A 15,525-nucleotide genomic window follows, 5' to 3' on the forward strand; every position below is an offset into this window, starting at 1 on the left:
ATGGCCTCGGATTCGAGGACATGCTTCGTCAGGACTTGCCCGCGCAGCCTTCACCTTCCAGCGCCGGCTTCTTCTCCGTGATCACGGGACACTTCGGCGATTCTTCCGCGTTCAGCGGGGTGAAGTCCTTCCACTCGTCGGGCACGTTGTCCTCGTGGAAGATCGCCTCGACCGGGCATTCCGGCACGCAGGCCTCGCAGTCGATGCACTCCTCCGGGTGGATGAACAACATCTGCGCCCCTTCATAGAAGCAATCGACCGGGCATACCACGACGCAGTCGGTGTACTTGCAGTCGAAGCATGGCTCGCAGACGATATGCGCCACGTTGCGCTCCTTTGTTTTCTGATGATCGTGAGAGAGTCTTGGAATCGAATGGACCGAGCGTTCGGCCGGATCGACCTGGGAGTCAACACCAATTGTAAAGAGTTTGCAAGTCCACTGCACGCCGACCCGGGCGTCCATCCGGGGATTCCCGGCCGAAACACTCCCGCAATGCGGCTCCCTGCTCGATCGACCCATCCCCTCCCGAAAGGGGGCTGCGGCCTGCCCCCCCACCCACCGGAAACCCAGACAACCGCCCTGGTTCGCGCTCGTCTTTTGCTTGACGCGCCCCGCCGATCCGCCCTATGTTGAAGAATTGACGGAGATTCGGCGGACACTCTCGCCGGATCGGTCCTCCTCGTGCCCCGGTCCTCCCGCCATCGCCTCCGAGGAGCAAGCCCTGTGCGAGTCCTCCCCTCCCGCTTCTGCTCCCGCCTCGGGCTGGCCATCCTGGCACTGAGCCTCGCCTCCGTCTGCCATCGAGCCGCCCTTGCCGACACGACCTCGCTCCATTCTCTCGCGATCGAACCGCCTTCAATTCAGCTCACCGACCCGAGCGATCGCCAGCAAGTCGCGGTGACGGCCCGCTTCGACGACGGCTCCGTGCGCGATGTGACGACCGAGGCCACCTTCTCGGTCGAAGGCCCTGCCGTCGCCCACGTCACCCCCTCCGGCCTGGTCACCCCGGCCTCGTCGACCGCCGACGGCCCGACGCGGCTGGTCGCCCGCCTCGGAGACTCCTACGCCGAGGCCGACATCACGGTCGCCCCCTCCGATGCCCCCCGGCCGATCAGCTACCGGCAGGACGTCGCGGCCGTGCTCTCGAAGGCCGGATGCAACATGGGGGCCTGCCACGGCAACCTCAACGGCAAGGGCGGCTTCAAGCTCACCCTCCGCGGCGACGACCCCGGCCAGGACCTGCTGACGATCACCCGGGGCGTCTTCGCCCGCCGGATCGACACGACGGCCCCCGAGTCGAGCCTCATCCTCCTCAAGGCCCTCGGCCGGCTCCCCCACGAGGGCGGCCGACGCTTCGGACCCGACGACATCGAGGCCCACATCCTCCGCTCCTGGATCGCCGGTGGCGCTCGCGACGACCTCGGCGCCGTCCCCGAGGTCACCTCCCTCTCCATCTTCCCGGCCGATCGGATCAACGCCGCCCCTGCCTTGACACAGCAGGTCATCGTCACCGCCACCTTCACCGACGGATCGACACGCGACGTCACCCGCCTGGCCGCCTTCGACGTGGACGACCCGACGGCCGTCGCCGTCTCTCCCTCCGGCCTGGTCCGTCGCAGCGGGTCGGGAGAGTCCGTCGTCTCGGCCCGATTCCTCGGCAAGCACGCCGTCTCCCGGCTCGCCTTCCTGCCCGATCGCGCGTCTTTCGTCTGGGACGGCCCCGCGCCGAAAACCCCCTTCGACGAGGCCGTCTTCGCCAAGCTCGAAGCCCTCACAATCCACCCCTCGCCCCCTGCCCCCGATCACGTCTTCCTCCGCCGCGCCTATCTCGACACCATCGGCGTCCTGCCCACCCCCGACGAGGCCCGCGCCTTCCTCGACTCCGACGACCCCGACAAGCGCGCCCGGCTCGTCGACTCCCTGCTCGATCGCCCCGAGTTCGCCGACTTCTGGGCCCTGAAGTGGGCCGACCTGCTCCGCAACGAGGAGAAGACGATGGGGCCGAAGGGCGTCTGGGCCTTCCAGCGCTGGCTCCGCGACCAGATCGCCGCCGACGTCCCCCTGACCGACTTCGCCGAGGCCCTGCTCACCGCGTCCGGCTCCTCCTGGGGCAATCCCCCGGCCAGCTACTACCGCACCAACCGCGACCCCGAGACCTGCGCCGAGAGCTTCGGCCAGATCTTCCTCGGCGTCCGCTTGCAGTGCGCCCGATGCCACAACCACCCCTTCGACACCTGGACCCAGGACGAGTACTACGGCCTCGCCGCCGCCTTCGCCAACATCGAGCGCAAGGAGGTCAACAACTCCCGGCGCGATCGGCTCAACTCGCACGAGATCAACGGCGACGTGCTCATCCACCTCAAGGGTTCCCCCCGGATGACGCACCCGGTCTCCCGAGCTCGCGTCGATCCCCAGGCCCCCGGCGGCATCCTCCTCGAATTCGACGACAACGACGCGCGCGCCGCCCTCGCCGACTGGCTGACGCAACACGACGAGCAGTTCGCCCGGAACATGGCCAACCGCGTCTGGTTCCACCTGTTCGGCCGAGGCGTCGTCGACCCGGTCGACGACTTCCGCTCCTCCAACCCGCCCAGCAACCCCGCGCTCCTCGACGCCCTGACCGACGCCTTCATCGCCGGCGGCTACCGCGTCAAACCGCTGATCCGCCAGGTCATGACCTCCGCCGTCTACGGACTCGACTCCACCCCCCGCCCGACCAACGTCGACGACGAGGCCAACTTCGCCCGAGCCCGGATCAAGCTCCTGCCCGCCGAGGTCCTGCTCGACGCCATCGCCTCGGCCCTCGACCGCCCGAGCGACCTCGACGGCGTCCCCCCCGGCACCCGCGCCGTCATGCTCGCCGGCGCCAACACCGGCCCCGAATTCCTCGACGCCTTCGGCAAGCCCGACCGCCTCCTCACCTGCGAATGCGAGCGATCCGAGGAAACGACCCTCTCCCAGGCCTTCCAGCTCATCAACGGCTCGTCCGTCCGCGCCATCCTGGAAGATCCCGATAACCGCCTTGGACAACTCCTCGACTCCCACCTCAGCGACGAGGCCATCCTCGACGAACTCTACCTCGCCTCCCTCTGCCGCTTCCCCGCTCCCGAGGAACGCAAGGGTGCCCTCGACTATGTCTCCTCCGCCGAGAACCGCCGCCGAGCCTGGGAAGATCTCGCCTGGGCGCTCGTGAATAGCAAAGAGTTCCTCTTGCGACGCTAGACGACTCGCTCGATCGCCCTGCCCTCCCCCCTCCGACCGGGAGATCGCCCGATGAACCGCGGATGCCCCGACTTCCAGGCCGCCTGCCGACTCAACCGCCGGAGCCTCCTCCGCGTCGGGAGCCTCGGCCTCGCCGGCCTCTCGTTGCCGAACGTCCTGCGGGCGGCCTCCGGCCCGAGCACGCCCTATCGCCCCGCGACCGCGAAGAACGTCATCTTCCTCCACCAGTTCGGCGGGCCGAGCCACATCGACACCTTCGACATGAAGCCGGACGCCCCCGAAGGGATCCGCGGCGAGTTCTCGCCCATCGCGTCGGCCGTGCCCGGCGTCAACGTCACCGAACACCTCCCCCGGTTTGCGCAGGTGATGGACAGGGTCGCGCAGATCCGATCCGTCCACCACCGGATGAAGAATCACAACTCGGCCAGCTACTACAGCCTGACCGGCCACGCCCCCCCGCTCGACGACATCCGCCTGCGCGACACGCTCGAACTGTTCCCGTCCTACGGTTCCGTGGTCGCGAAGCTCCGCCCGAGCGACGACCCGGCCGTCCCGTCCTACGTCTCCTATCCGCACGTGATGCGCGACGGCAGCGTCACCCCCGGCCAGCATGCCAGCTTCCTCGGCAAGTCGTATGACCCCTTCTTCATCGGCCAGGACCCGAGCGAGCCCGGCTTCCGCCTCCCCGAGCTGGACTTGCCCGAATCGACTCCCCTCGGCCGCCTCGACGACCGCCGCGGCCTGCTCGACCTGATCGACCGCCAGGCCCAACTGCTCGAATACGACGCCACCGCCCGCGGCATCGACGACTTCTACGGCCGGGCCCTTTCGATGCTCGCCTCCCCCCGGGTCAAGGGTGCGTTTGATCTGAGCCAGGAGCCCGACCTCATCCGCGACCGCTACGGCCGCACCACCTATGGGCAGTCCTGCCTGCTCGCCCGCCGTCTGGTCGAGACCGGCGTCCGGTTCGTCACCGTCTACTTCTCCCGATCCATCGGCGGCAACGGCTCGAATGGCTGGGACACCCACCAGGACAACTTCAACGACCTGAAGAACCGCCTCCTGCCGATCACCGATGTCACCGTCCCCACCCTGATCCAGGATCTCGACGACCGCGGCCTGCTCGACGAGACCCTCGTCGTCTGGATGGGCGAATTCGGCCGCGGCCCGAAGATCGGCGACCGCGACGGCAAGGGGCGCAACCACTGGCCCAGTTGCTACACCGTCCTCTTCGCCGGCGGCGGCACCACCGGGGGCGCCGTCTACGGCTCCAGCGACCGCATCGGCGGCTACCCCTCCACCGACCCCGTCCCCCTGGAGAGCATCGCCGCCACCATGTATCATGCCCTCGGCATCGACCCCGAGACCGAGGTCTCCGACCGCCTCAACCGCCCCCTCGCCATCGCCTCGCAACGCCCGATCACCGAGATCTTCTCCTAAATCACCGAAGCGGAGGTTGAGCCACGGATGGAACACGGATGAAACACGGATTCAAACCAATTGAATCATCGAATCGGAGCGCAGGGCACCTCTAACCCTCGCGCCCGCCCCTTCCGCCATCCCGCCCCCTCTGCCTTCCCAAAACTCTCCCTTTCCCTTCGCTCCCCATCCGTGTTCCATCCGTGTTTCATCCGTGGCACCAAACTCCCCCTTTTCCTTCGACCTCGTTGACCCTCCCATGAGCGACCCCCCGACCAACATCCGCGCCCACCAGGCCGACCAGGCCCTCGAACTCTCCTGGGATGACCTCGGCACCTCCCGCGTCCCCTACCACTTCATCCGCAGCGAGTGCCCCTGCGCCTCCTGCAAGGACGAGTGGACCGGCGCCCGCATCCTCGACCCCGCTACCATCCGCCCCGACCTCCGCATTGAGGCCCTCGAACCCATCGGCAGCTACGCCGTCCGGATCGCCTGGAACGACGCCCACTCCTCCGGCCTCTACACCTGGGACCACCTCCGCGACCTGACCCGGCGCCACGAAGCCAACACGAAGACGTCCTGACTCTCGCCCTGCGTTGGCCGGTTCGACGCTTCGAGGGCCCTCCAGCCTGTCGGGGGGAGGGGAGGCAGGGAAGTCACTCGATTCAGGGCTCCTCCCCGTCCCGTTCCCGCTTCAGTCGCTCGACTTCACCCCGCAACACCCGCAATTCCTCGAAGAGCATCAGCGTCTGGAATCGGGAGGTCATGGGGCCGCGATCGGCCGTGACCACGAGGTAGCCGTCCGGATGGAGCCAGTAAATCAGGTCGATTTGGTCCAGGAGCAATCGGAGCGTCGTCTTCAGCGGGACCCCTTCCAGCGTGAGGCGAGTGGTCGATCCGAGCGATCGCTCGACCATCTTCAGTCCGAGCTCATCGACCACGATCGGCACGCCTTCGGGGAATCTCGGGGAAACCGTCGCGTCCCGGACGAACTCCAGGACCTCCGACAGCGGCGTCTCCTCGCCAAAATCCAGGTCCAGCGGCTCCTCCAGCACGTTTGCCACCGCGGCAGACGCCTCGCCCCGCGGCTGAAGCAATTCCGCCTCTCGGGCCTTCCGCTGTTCCTGGACCTGCCGAAATCGTTCGAGATAATCCGGCTCGACCTGCCCCGAAGAACGCTCGCTCGCCGCGACGCTCATCATCAGCATGACGCCCGCCTGAATTGCCCGGCACTGGAATCGGCTCCCCATCGTCGGTGCTCCCTTCCCAGGAGATATGGCGATCCTGGCCGAGTCCGCAACTCATCGCCGCGATGGCCTCGATTCCAAGTCATGACAACCCTATCATACGATTGCAACCCCCTGACGGGTTGAATTCCGGACATTCTCCGCGACCCATGGACTACCCCCGGTGCCCCCTCACCTCACGATCGCCATCCCCACCTTCAACGGTGCCCGTCACCTCGCGGACACGCTCCGGTCGATCCTGGAGAACCTCCCAGGCCGTCCCTGCTCGCTGGTCCTCTGCGACGACCGTTCCGACGACGACACCCTTGCCATCGCCGCGCGCGAACTCGGGGATCGTGCCCGGATCCTCGTCAACCCGGAACGCCTCGGCCTCGCCGGCAACTGGAACCGCTGCGTCGCACTCGCCGAAACCGACCTCGTCACGATCATCCATCAAGACGACCTCATCCTCCCTGGCCACTTCTCCGCCCATCTGGCCGCCTTCGACCGCTCCCCAAACCTCGCGATGACCTGCGGCGCGATCCAGGTCATCGACTCGGCCGGCCTCCCGATCCCCCCCTCGGTCATCGAACGCCCGGACCTCGGCCCGACCGATCGCCTCTTCCCCCCCGGCACTTTCGTGGCCGAGCTGGCCGCGCGGAACCCGGTCCGATGCTCCTCGGTCATGCTCCGGGCCGAGGCCCTGAACGAGGTCGGCGGCTTCGACCCGGCCTATCGCTATGCCGTCGACTGGGACTGCTGGCTCCGCATCGCCCGCCGCCGGCCGGTCGCCTGGGTCGCAACCCCTACCGTCGCCGTCCGCTGGCACCCCGAGAGCGAGACCCACCGCTTCCGCCGCGGGACGGCCGACCTCGACGAGGTGGCCGCCTTGCTCGATCAGGTCCATACGCTCGACGCCGCCCGCTTGCCCGACCCCCGTGCCTCGCGTCGGGCCGCCGATCGAGCGCTCTCGGCCGCCTACCTCAACCGATCCCTCGACGCGCTCCACGCCGGAGACGCCCCCCTGGCCCGCTCGTGCCTCCGTCGCTCCCTCTGGCTCCATCGCTCCGCCCTGGGTCGCATCCTCCGCGACCCTCGCCTCGGCCTCCAGATGGCCGCCCTGGCCCTCGCTCCCCGCCTGGCCTCTCGACACAATCAGCGTCCCGGAGCCCCGTCGGCGTGACGAATCTCCCGACACGCCCGATCCAGGACCACCCGGCCGGCCCGACCCAGGCCGGCCGGGACCGACCCCCTGGACGGTTCCGAGGAAAATGTGACTACCGCCCTGGAAATTCTCGATCATTCTGGTGTCAGGCGATCCCGAACGACGTCCCGATCCTCGCGGGCGTCATGGTCGCCTGCCCCCTGCTCCTTGGCAATTCGCCCCGCCCTCACGCTCCGATTGCTCCCTCGTGGTTCGTCGTCCCCCGCCGGCGCGAAACAAAGCCACTTCCGTCGGAATCCGCCGCACGAAACGAACCCGTTCCCTCACGTCGATTCTCGGAACGAACCCAATTCGAATCCCGCAAACCCCGACTGAGAAAGCAATTACCGGAAAATCGCCCGAGCGCTCCCGAGCGTTCCCTGTGCCGTCCCGAGCGCGTGCTCGGGGGCGTTCCACGACCATTCGCCCTCCCCCCACCCTGGCCCCCGATCGTGCCGGGTTCGCGGTCCGGGCGGGGCACGATCGCCGGAGAATCCAGATCGTGCTCGAACTTCCCCCGCCCCGCACCGTACAATTGATCTGCTCAGGACCGAAGCCCCAGCCAGCCATCCCTCGACTCGCAAAACCCGACCCCTGGCGATCGCCCCTCATGGACCTCGTTCAACTGCAACCGACCGATGCCGCTCGGGACGAGCCGAACCGTGCTCTGACCCAACTGCCCGTCCTCGACGATGACGCCCCTTGCGCCCTCCCGCCGCTGCCCGCCACCCGGGCGGAAATGGACGCCCGGGGCTGGGATGCCGTCGACGTCGTCTTCGTCACCGGAGACGCCTACGTCGATCACCCTTCCTTCGCCAACGGCATCCTCGCCCGGGTCCTCGAGGCCGCCGGCTACCGGGTCGCCGTGCTCGCCCAGCCCGACTGGAAGAGTGCCGACCCCTGGCGCACCTTCGGCCGCCCCCGCCTGTTCTTCGCCGTCAGCGCGGGGAACATGGACAGCATGATCAACCACTACACGGCCAACAAGAAGGTCCGCAACGACGACGCTTATAGCCCCGGCGGCCGCATCGGCCTGAGGCCCGACCGCGCCACCCTGCCCTACTGCCAGCGGGCCCGCGAGGCCTTCCCCGGCGTCCCGGTCATCGCCGGAGGGGTCGAGGCCTCCCTCCGACGCCTGGCGCATTACGATTACTGGAGCGACACCGTCAAACGCTCCATCCTGCTCGACGCGAAGGCCGACCTCGTCGTCTTCGGCATGGGAGAGCAACCGATCCTGGAGATCGCCCGGCGGCTCTTTGCAGGAGAAACGGTCAGGGACCTCCGCGACATGCGGGGCGTGGCTTATTCCCTCGGCGCGAAGGAAGAACCCCCGGCCGATTGCCTCGTTTTGCCGACCTTCGAGGAGGTCAAGACCGATAAGGTCCAGTTCGCCAAAGCCACCCGGATCATCCACCACGAAACCAACCCGCTCAACGCCCGACGGCTCGTCCAGTACCACGACCGCCAGGCGGTCGTCTGCAACCCCCCGGCCTTGCCCGTGACCGAGGCCGACATGGACCGCATCTACGGCCTCCCGTACACCCGGCGGCCGCACCCGATGTACGGCGACGAGCCGATCCCGGCCTTCGAGTCGATCAAGGACTCCGTGACCATCATGCGCGGCTGCTTCGGCGGCTGCACCTTCTGCTCGATCACCGCGCACCAGGGGCGGATCATCCAGTCCCGCTCGAAGGACTCGGTCCTCAAGGAACTGCACGCGATTGGCCAGGACCCGCAGTTCAAGGGGGTCGTCTCCGACATCGGCGGGCCGACCGCCAACATGTACCAGATGAAATGCACCCGTCCGGAGGTCGAGGCCGTCTGCAAGCGTCAGTCCTGCGTCCATCCGAAGATCTGCAAGCTCCTGGGCACCGACCACGGCCCCTTGATCGACCTGATGAAGGAGAGCCGCGCGATCCCCGGGATCAGGAAGGTCCTGGTCGCCTCGGGGGTCCGGATGGATCTGGCCCAGCAATCCCCCGAGTACCTCCAGCAACTCGCCGCCCACCACGTCGGCGGCCACCTGAAAGTCGCCCCCGAGCACACCGACCCCGAGGTCCTGAAGCGGATGAAGAAGCCGGAGATCAACGATTACGAATCGTTCGACTCCGCCTTCCGCGCCGCGAGCCGGCGGGCCGGGAAGACCCAGTACACGGTCCCCTACTTCATCGCCTCGCACCCCGGCAGCGACCTGAAGGCGATGATCAACCTCGCCCTGTTCCTCAAGCGCAACGGCTACAAGCCCGACCAGGTCCAGGACTTCATCCCGGCCCCGTTCGACGTGGCCACCTGCATGTACTACTCCGGCCTCGACCCGTTCACGGGAGAGGAAGTCTACATCGCCCGGCACCTCCGCGACCGCAAGCTCCAGCGCGCCTTGCTCCAGTTCTTCAAGCCCGAGAACTACTTCGAGGTCCGCGACGCCCTGCTCAAGGCCGACCGATCCGACCTGATCGGCTCCGGCTGCGACTGCCTCATCCCCGCCCAACCTCCGAAAGCCGCCCTGCGAGCCCGGATGGAGCGCGCCAACAAATCCATCGCCGAAGGACGCTACGTGCATCAGATCGACGCGAAGGCGAAGTCACCCGGCCCCTCCGCCGCCGCCGCTTCGTCGGGGAACGACCGCCCCGGCAACGGGCCACGCTCGGCAGGCTACCGTCCCGGCCGCTCCGGCGCCCGGAGGCGCAAGCGATGAGGCATCCCCGACCCGCCCGAGGCCGACGCCCCGGCCCCACTTCGACCCGCCCCCCTCGGCCCGACCGGAATCAAGGACCTGGCGAGGAAGACCCGACAGCCTCGCTCGTCGCTCACGCCGTCCCCGCGCCCGACCTGGCGAGGGCGACGGCGTCGATCGCCTTGCAGGCCGAATCCGCCCTCTTCGTCGATCGCAGGAGGCCCGAGTCGCTCATCGCGGCATCCCTGAAGCGGCACCGCGCCTTCTCGCTGGTCGACCGCCTCTTCGTCTCGCGATCCATTGACTCGCTCTTCCGCTGGCGGGGCTGGATCGAGCCGCTCCGACTCGACCCGATCGAGGCCAGGCTCCTGGTCGCGGTCCTGCTCGATCGCCCGGACGTGCCCGAAGCCTGCCGGGTCTGGGCCAGGCACCTGGGCGTCGATCCCCGCTGCCTCTCGCCGATCGGCAACGCCCCGAGCTGGGCCCGGCGGGCCGAGGCCTTCCGGCGCCTCGTGGAACAGCCCCGGGCGACGACCGAGCCCTGGGCCCTGTTCCCCCGATGGCTCCGGGACGAGCTGCTCGAACCGCCCGGCACCCAGCCGCTCAAACACCGCGTCGCGGACCTCCTGCAGACGCTCCAGCGACCCGGCCCCTCCTGGGTCCGCGTCTTCAAGGGGCGGCCCGAAGCCATCTGGGACGAACTCCGAGGCGCCGGCTGCCCCCCGACCGTGCACCCGCACCACCCCGACGCCGCGACGATCGATTCGGGCACGATCCTGCAGACGCTCGAACCGTTCCGGCGCGGCGACCTCGTCTCGCAGGACCTCGCCTCGCTGGCGGTCGTCGCCTCGTGCGATGCCGATCCCGGCGAACGCTGGTGGTATGCCGGCAAGCCGCGAGGCGAGCGCGCCGTCCTGCTCGCCGACCGCATGGCCGGAAAGGGGACGCTCATCGTCGCCGAGCTCGACCCCCGCAACCGCGCCCGGACCGCCCGAATCGCCCAGAAGGGCCCCTACTCGAACGTGGCCACCCGCATCTGGGACGGCCGCCACGTGGTCGGCAAGCCGGCGACGTATCACGGGGTCTTGCTCGAACCCCCGAGCTCGGGGCTCGGCCTCTGGCGCCGTGACCCGTCGCTCCGATGGCAGACCGACCGGGAGCAGCTCGATCGGCTGGTCGAGCAGCAGGCCGGACTCCTCCGCGCCGTCGCGGCCGGCGTCCGCCCGGCCGGCGTCCTGATCTACGCCGTGCCCTCGCTGGTCCGATCCGAGACGACCGCCCAGGTGGAGCAGTTCCTCGCGAGTCATCCCGACTTCCAGCTCGAACCGTTTCCCGACCCGATCGACGGGACCCCCACCGATGGGACCTTCGTCCTCTGGCCCGGTCGGTCCGACACCGAGGCCTGGTTCATCGCTCGAATGATCCGATCGCCGCAGTCCCGAATTCAGGAAATTTCCCCCGAAAACCAGGAGGTCTAGGCGTTCTGATTTCCTCGATTTCGCCACAAAAAGCCTCATATTGACGAGTTTCAGCAAGATAAGGCTGAAACGACACTTTCTCGATCACGAAAGCGAATTTGCCATGATGGATGAGCCTTGACACTGTCCAAGGCTTCACCCCATAGTGCATGGAGACCGCAGGGACACGACCGTCTTCGTGAAGCGAACATTCGTCATCGCTCGGATCTGAAGGAGCCGTCTGATGCCGCTCTATGCTCCTCACACACCACCCGACCTCCGCTTTCATCAACTGCTTCGCGAGGCACGAGATGGGTCGACCGAGGCGCGATGGCTCGTCGTTCAGATGTTCCGGACGATGATGCTGAGCATCGCGAACGACGAGGTCGATCAGGCCGTCCAGGTGCGCGAGGCCCCCTCGGACATCGTGCAGGAGACGATCGTCGAGGCCCAGCGCGACCTGGATCGCTTCCACGGGATGACCGAACGCGAGATGAAAGGGTGGCTCCGGACCGTCCTGAAGCGCAACATCCAGAACCTGCACCTGAAATACCGGACGATCAAGCGCGACCTCAATCGCGAGCGGCCGATGGAGCTCCAGGCCCAGTGCAACGAGCCCAACCTGGCCGATCCTTGCCCCTCACCGAGCACCGTGCTCGACCAGCGTGAGCGGCTCCAGGGGATCGACCGGGCCTTGAAGACCTTGCCAGAGCACTATCGTCTCGTCATCGAGCTCTACTATCGGAAGGGCCTGTCCTTCGCCGAGATCGGCAAGTTCATGGTGAAATCCGAAGGCGCGGTCCGCCAGCTCCACGCCCGATCACTCCACGAACTCAGCAAACGGATCAAATAAAGGCCGGAGCAGACTCGATCGTCGTCGATCGAAAAGCGAGAGGGAGCGACCTCCTGGTTCAAACAGGACGTCGCTCCCTCCGACGATCCGGGGTTCACGGCGTTGCATCGACCCGGACCTGGGCGAGATCCTCTCGCGGTGCGGTCTCGCTCTCGGGGGCTTCGGCGTCCGATCGCCCCGGGGTCGGTTGATGGATGGCGGCCACGGCGGCCTGTCGGCTCGCGGTCTGGAGCGGACCCGGAATGCATCCCAGCACCAGACTCAGGATCGCACAGGTCCCGATCGCAGCGACGACCGGCCAGCTCGGGCGAGGACGATCGGCCACGCCAGACGCCTCGGCCGGCGTGCCGTAGTACATGGCCGCGACGATCCGGAGGTAATAGTACGCACCGACGGCGGCATTGAGCACGCCGATGAGAGCCAGGAGCCGGAGCGACGGGATCCCCTGGATCGGCGCCGCGTTCCAGGCCGAGGCGAAGATCAGGAACTTGCCCCAGAACCCGGCAAGCGGCGGCACCCCAGCCAGGCTGAACAGGCAGATCGCCATGGCCAGGCTCAGCAGCGGTCGGGTCCGGGCGAGTCCCGAGAGATCATCGATGTTCTCGGCCCGCTCCCCCACCCCTTCGAGCAGCAGGATCACCCCGAAGGCACCGAGGGTCATCAGAGCATAGGCGGCCAGGTAGAAGATGATCCCTTCGGCCCCGGAATTCGGGCCGAGGTTCGCGGGGTCTTCGACCGTGGCAAACGCCACCGCGATCCCGATCATCAAATAGCCCGCGTGGGCGATCGAGGAGTACGCGAACAGCCGCTTCAGGTTCGTCTGCACCAGGGCCACGGTGTTGCCCAGCACCAGGGTCGCGGCGGCGATGATCCAGGCGAGGAACACCGCCCGTTCGGCCAGCATGGGGTCGCCCACGCTCACGACCGAGGTCAGGACGCGGAGCATGGCGACGAACCCGATTCCCTTGGGGATCCAGGCCAGCAGCGCGGTGATGATGGTCGGGGCCCCCTGGTACACGTCGGGGGCGTAGAAGTGGAACGGGACCGCCGCGACCCGGAATCCGAGCCCCGCGGTGATGAACACCACGGCGATCAGGCCGAATGCCACGTTCCCGGAAGTAATGATCCCTTCACCTTCATGGAGCAAATACGCGAGCGCCTTGAGATTCGTCACCCCGGTCAGCCCGTACAGATAGGCGAACCCAAAGAGCAGTAACCCGGTCGAGAAGACGCTCAGGAAGAAGTACTTGGTGGCCGCTTCCTGCGCCGGACGATCGCGCCTGGGCAGGTAGAGCAGGAGATAGGTGGGGATCGAGATCAGTTCGAGTCCCACGAACAGGAAGACCAGTTCGTTCGCCGTACTCACGAGCATCGAACCGGCGACGATGAAGAGCATGGCCCCGAAGAACTCGGGGGCACGATCATCGCCAATCTGGTTCGAGCCCATGGCCAGCAAGATCAGGCCGGTGAGCAGGAACGCGAGCCTGGCATAGAGCGAGAGCGCGTCGTTCAACGCGACCGCGCCGTAGACGAAGTCGGTCGTGTCGTACCGGGCGACCGCCAGCAAGGCCACGAGCGACGCGATGATGGCCGCTCCGGAGAGCCCGGCCCACAGCGAACGCCCCCATCGCACGAACGGTCCCGCCACCATGATAGTCGCGGCGGAGATCGAGAGGACGATCTCCGGCAGCAAGATCAGGAGCGTCCGGGAGAGTGTTTCCGACTGATCGGGAGTCATTGGGCGATCACCTGCGCCGGTCCGGCGAGAAAGGCTCGAGGCTGCACGTTGTCGCGCTCGGCCGAGACGGTCTGAGTCGAATCCTCGGACCGGGCCGCCCCCACCTCGGGGAATCGAGCGACGATCGGCTCGACCGAAGGAGTGATCCGGTCAAAGAACGGTTTGGGATAGACGCCAATCACCACGATGAGCACCAGCAAGGGGGCGAGCCCCGCGATCTCGTACCACCGGACCGGCGGGACCTGGGTGTCGTGCGAACCGGCATGCCCGTGGTGGTCAGGCTCACGGAGCGGGCCGAAGACGACCCGCTGGAGCATCACGAACAGGTAGTAGGCACCCAGGATGATCCCGAACCCGGCAAATACCGCGGCGGCCGGGAACCGGGCGAAGCTGCCGACCAGGATCGGGAACTCGCCGACGAACCCGTTCAGGCCCGGGACCGCGGCCGACCCGAGCGAGGAGAGGATCAGGAAGAACGCGAGCAGGGGCATCCTGTTCCAGACGCCCCCCATCTGGCTCATCTCCCGGGTGTGATATCGCTCATACAGGATCCCGACGCAGGCGAAGAGCGCCCCGGTCGTCAGGCCGTGATTGATCATCTGGAGCACGGCGCCATCGACGCTCACCAGGGTCATCGAGAACAGGCCGAGCGCGATGAACCCCATATGGCTGACCGAGCTGTACGCCACCAGCCGCTTGACGTCGGACTGGGCCAGGGCGGTGAGGGCCCCGTAGAGGATGCCGATCACGGCGATGGTGACGAGCACCGGCGCCAGCGCCGCGGCCCCCATCGGCGTCATGGCCAGATTGAAGCGGAGGAAGCCATAACCGCCGACCTTGAGCAGCACGCCGGCGAGCAAGACCGAGCCGGCCGTCGGGGCTTCGACGTGAGCCAAGGGGAGCCAGGTGTGGAACGGGAAGAGGGGGACCTTGATGGCAAACCCGGCGAAGAGCAGCAGGAAAATCAGGACCTGCGGCTGGAGGAGGAAGGCGCCGTACCCCTCCGTCCCGACGGTCGTCTGCGTCTGAGTCCAGTCGTTCCAGGGGAGATTGGCCAGGCCATTGGTCAATTCCGGGATCGAGAAGGTCAGGACGTGCTCGGGCGAATACTGGTAATGGACGACGATCAGGGCGATGACGCCCAGCAGCGTCAGCAGGCTTCCCGCGAGCGTATACAGGAAGAAGGTGATCGAGGCTCGCTTCCGTTCGGGCCCGCCGAACAGGCCCACCAGGAAGAAGAGCGGGATGAGGGTGAACTCGAAGAAGATGTAGAACAGGACGACATCCAGGCTCGCGAACAGGCCGAGCAGCCCGGTCTCGAGGAACAGCAGGAGCGCGTAGTAAGTGGGTGACCGATCGACGATCGACGACCAGGAGGAGAAGACCGCCGTGATCATCAGCAGGGCGGTCAGCGTGAACAGCGAGAGGCCCAGGCCATCGAGCCCCATCGCGAACCGGATGCCCGGGCCGTCACCGACGGAGACCCAGGACAACCCGTAGTGCCCCTCACTCGACTGGGTCGAGAACTGGGGGGCCGCCGAGCCGACCTCGAAGGCGATGGTGAGGATGAGCGAGAAGGCGAGGGTGACGAGCGTCATCGCCAACGCGACCGATCGGGCGACGGTATGGTCGAGCCTGGGCGCGAGCAAGAGCGCGAGCCCCCCAATCAGGGGGAGCAAGACCGTGATTACCAGAAGCGTTGCCATCTCGGATTCCTTCTCACCTCGGATC

11 protein-coding genes are annotated in these 15,525 nt (G+C 67.3%); 7 read left to right on the top strand and 4 right to left on the bottom strand.

Going from position 1 to position 15,525, the window contains the following annotated elements:
* Positions 1-28: 28 nt before the first annotated feature.
* The gene (locus tag AB1L88_RS04755) at positions 29-325 is read right to left on the bottom strand and encodes a 4Fe-4S binding protein (protein ID WP_367095625.1); all 297 of its coding nucleotides are present in this window, start codon (positions 323-325) and stop codon (positions 29-31) included.
* A 399-nt stretch (positions 326-724) separates the two neighbouring features.
* On the opposite strand from AB1L88_RS04755, the gene AB1L88_RS04760 reads away from it, so the two are divergent.
* The 3 genes from AB1L88_RS04760 (at position 725) to AB1L88_RS04770 (ending at position 5,225) form a co-directional block, all read left to right on the top strand.
* The gene (locus AB1L88_RS04760) at positions 725-3,223 is read left to right on the top strand and encodes a DUF1549 and DUF1553 domain-containing protein (RefSeq protein ID WP_367095483.1); all 2,499 of its coding nucleotides are present in this window, start codon (positions 725-727) and stop codon (positions 3,221-3,223) included.
* A gap of 51 nt (positions 3,224-3,274) precedes the next feature.
* A complete protein-coding gene (locus tag AB1L88_RS04765) occupies positions 3,275-4,663 on the top strand; it encodes a DUF1501 domain-containing protein (protein WP_367095484.1) in 1,389 nt (462 codons plus the stop codon).
* A gap of 238 nt (positions 4,664-4,901) precedes the next feature.
* Complete coding sequence (locus tag AB1L88_RS04770) at positions 4,902-5,225, top strand: DUF971 domain-containing protein (protein ID WP_367095485.1); 324 nt, start codon at positions 4,902-4,904, stop codon at positions 5,223-5,225.
* A gap of 82 nt (positions 5,226-5,307) precedes the next feature.
* Here AB1L88_RS04770 and AB1L88_RS04775 read toward each other — a convergent pair whose 3' ends face one another.
* Positions 5,308-5,892, bottom strand: coding sequence for a hypothetical protein (locus AB1L88_RS04775; RefSeq protein ID WP_367095486.1), 585 nt, complete (start codon positions 5,890-5,892; stop codon positions 5,308-5,310).
* A 160-nt stretch (positions 5,893-6,052) separates the two neighbouring features.
* On the opposite strand from AB1L88_RS04775, the gene AB1L88_RS04780 reads away from it, so the two are divergent.
* From AB1L88_RS04780 to AB1L88_RS04795, 4 genes are all read left to right on the top strand, one after another.
* Positions 6,053-7,051, top strand: coding sequence for a glycosyltransferase family A protein (locus AB1L88_RS04780; protein WP_367095487.1), 999 nt, complete (start codon positions 6,053-6,055; stop codon positions 7,049-7,051).
* A gap of 760 nt (positions 7,052-7,811) precedes the next feature.
* Positions 7,812-9,767: a YgiQ family radical SAM protein gene (locus AB1L88_RS04785; protein ID WP_367095626.1), complete on the top strand. Its 1,956-nt coding sequence runs from the start codon at positions 7,812-7,814 to the stop codon at positions 9,765-9,767.
* Entirely contained in the window at positions 9,764-11,224 is a 1,461-nt protein-coding gene (locus AB1L88_RS04790) for a hypothetical protein (protein ID WP_367095488.1), read from the top strand. Before AB1L88_RS04785 ends, AB1L88_RS04790 begins: the two co-directional genes overlap by 4 nt.
* A gap of 223 nt (positions 11,225-11,447) precedes the next feature.
* On the top strand, positions 11,448-12,056 hold the full coding sequence (locus AB1L88_RS04795; RefSeq protein ID WP_367095489.1) for a sigma-70 family RNA polymerase sigma factor: 609 nt from the start codon (positions 11,448-11,450) through the stop codon (positions 12,054-12,056).
* A 94-nt stretch (positions 12,057-12,150) separates the two neighbouring features.
* Here AB1L88_RS04795 and AB1L88_RS04800 read toward each other — a convergent pair whose 3' ends face one another.
* Both AB1L88_RS04800 and AB1L88_RS04805 read right to left on the bottom strand, forming a co-directional pair.
* Positions 12,151-13,794 (bottom strand): NADH-quinone oxidoreductase subunit N, encoded by a 1,644-nt coding sequence (locus AB1L88_RS04800; protein WP_367095490.1) that lies wholly within the window; start codon positions 13,792-13,794, stop codon positions 12,151-12,153.
* On the bottom strand, positions 13,791-15,500 hold the full coding sequence (locus AB1L88_RS04805) for an NADH-quinone oxidoreductase subunit M (protein WP_367095491.1): 1,710 nt from the start codon (positions 15,498-15,500) through the stop codon (positions 13,791-13,793). Before AB1L88_RS04805 ends, AB1L88_RS04800 begins: the two co-directional genes overlap by 4 nt.
* Positions 15,501-15,525 lie beyond the last annotated feature (25 nt).

The organism is Tautonia sp. JC769 (assembly GCF_040717455.1).
Classification (GTDB): domain Bacteria; phylum Planctomycetota; class Planctomycetia; order Isosphaerales; family Isosphaeraceae; genus Tautonia.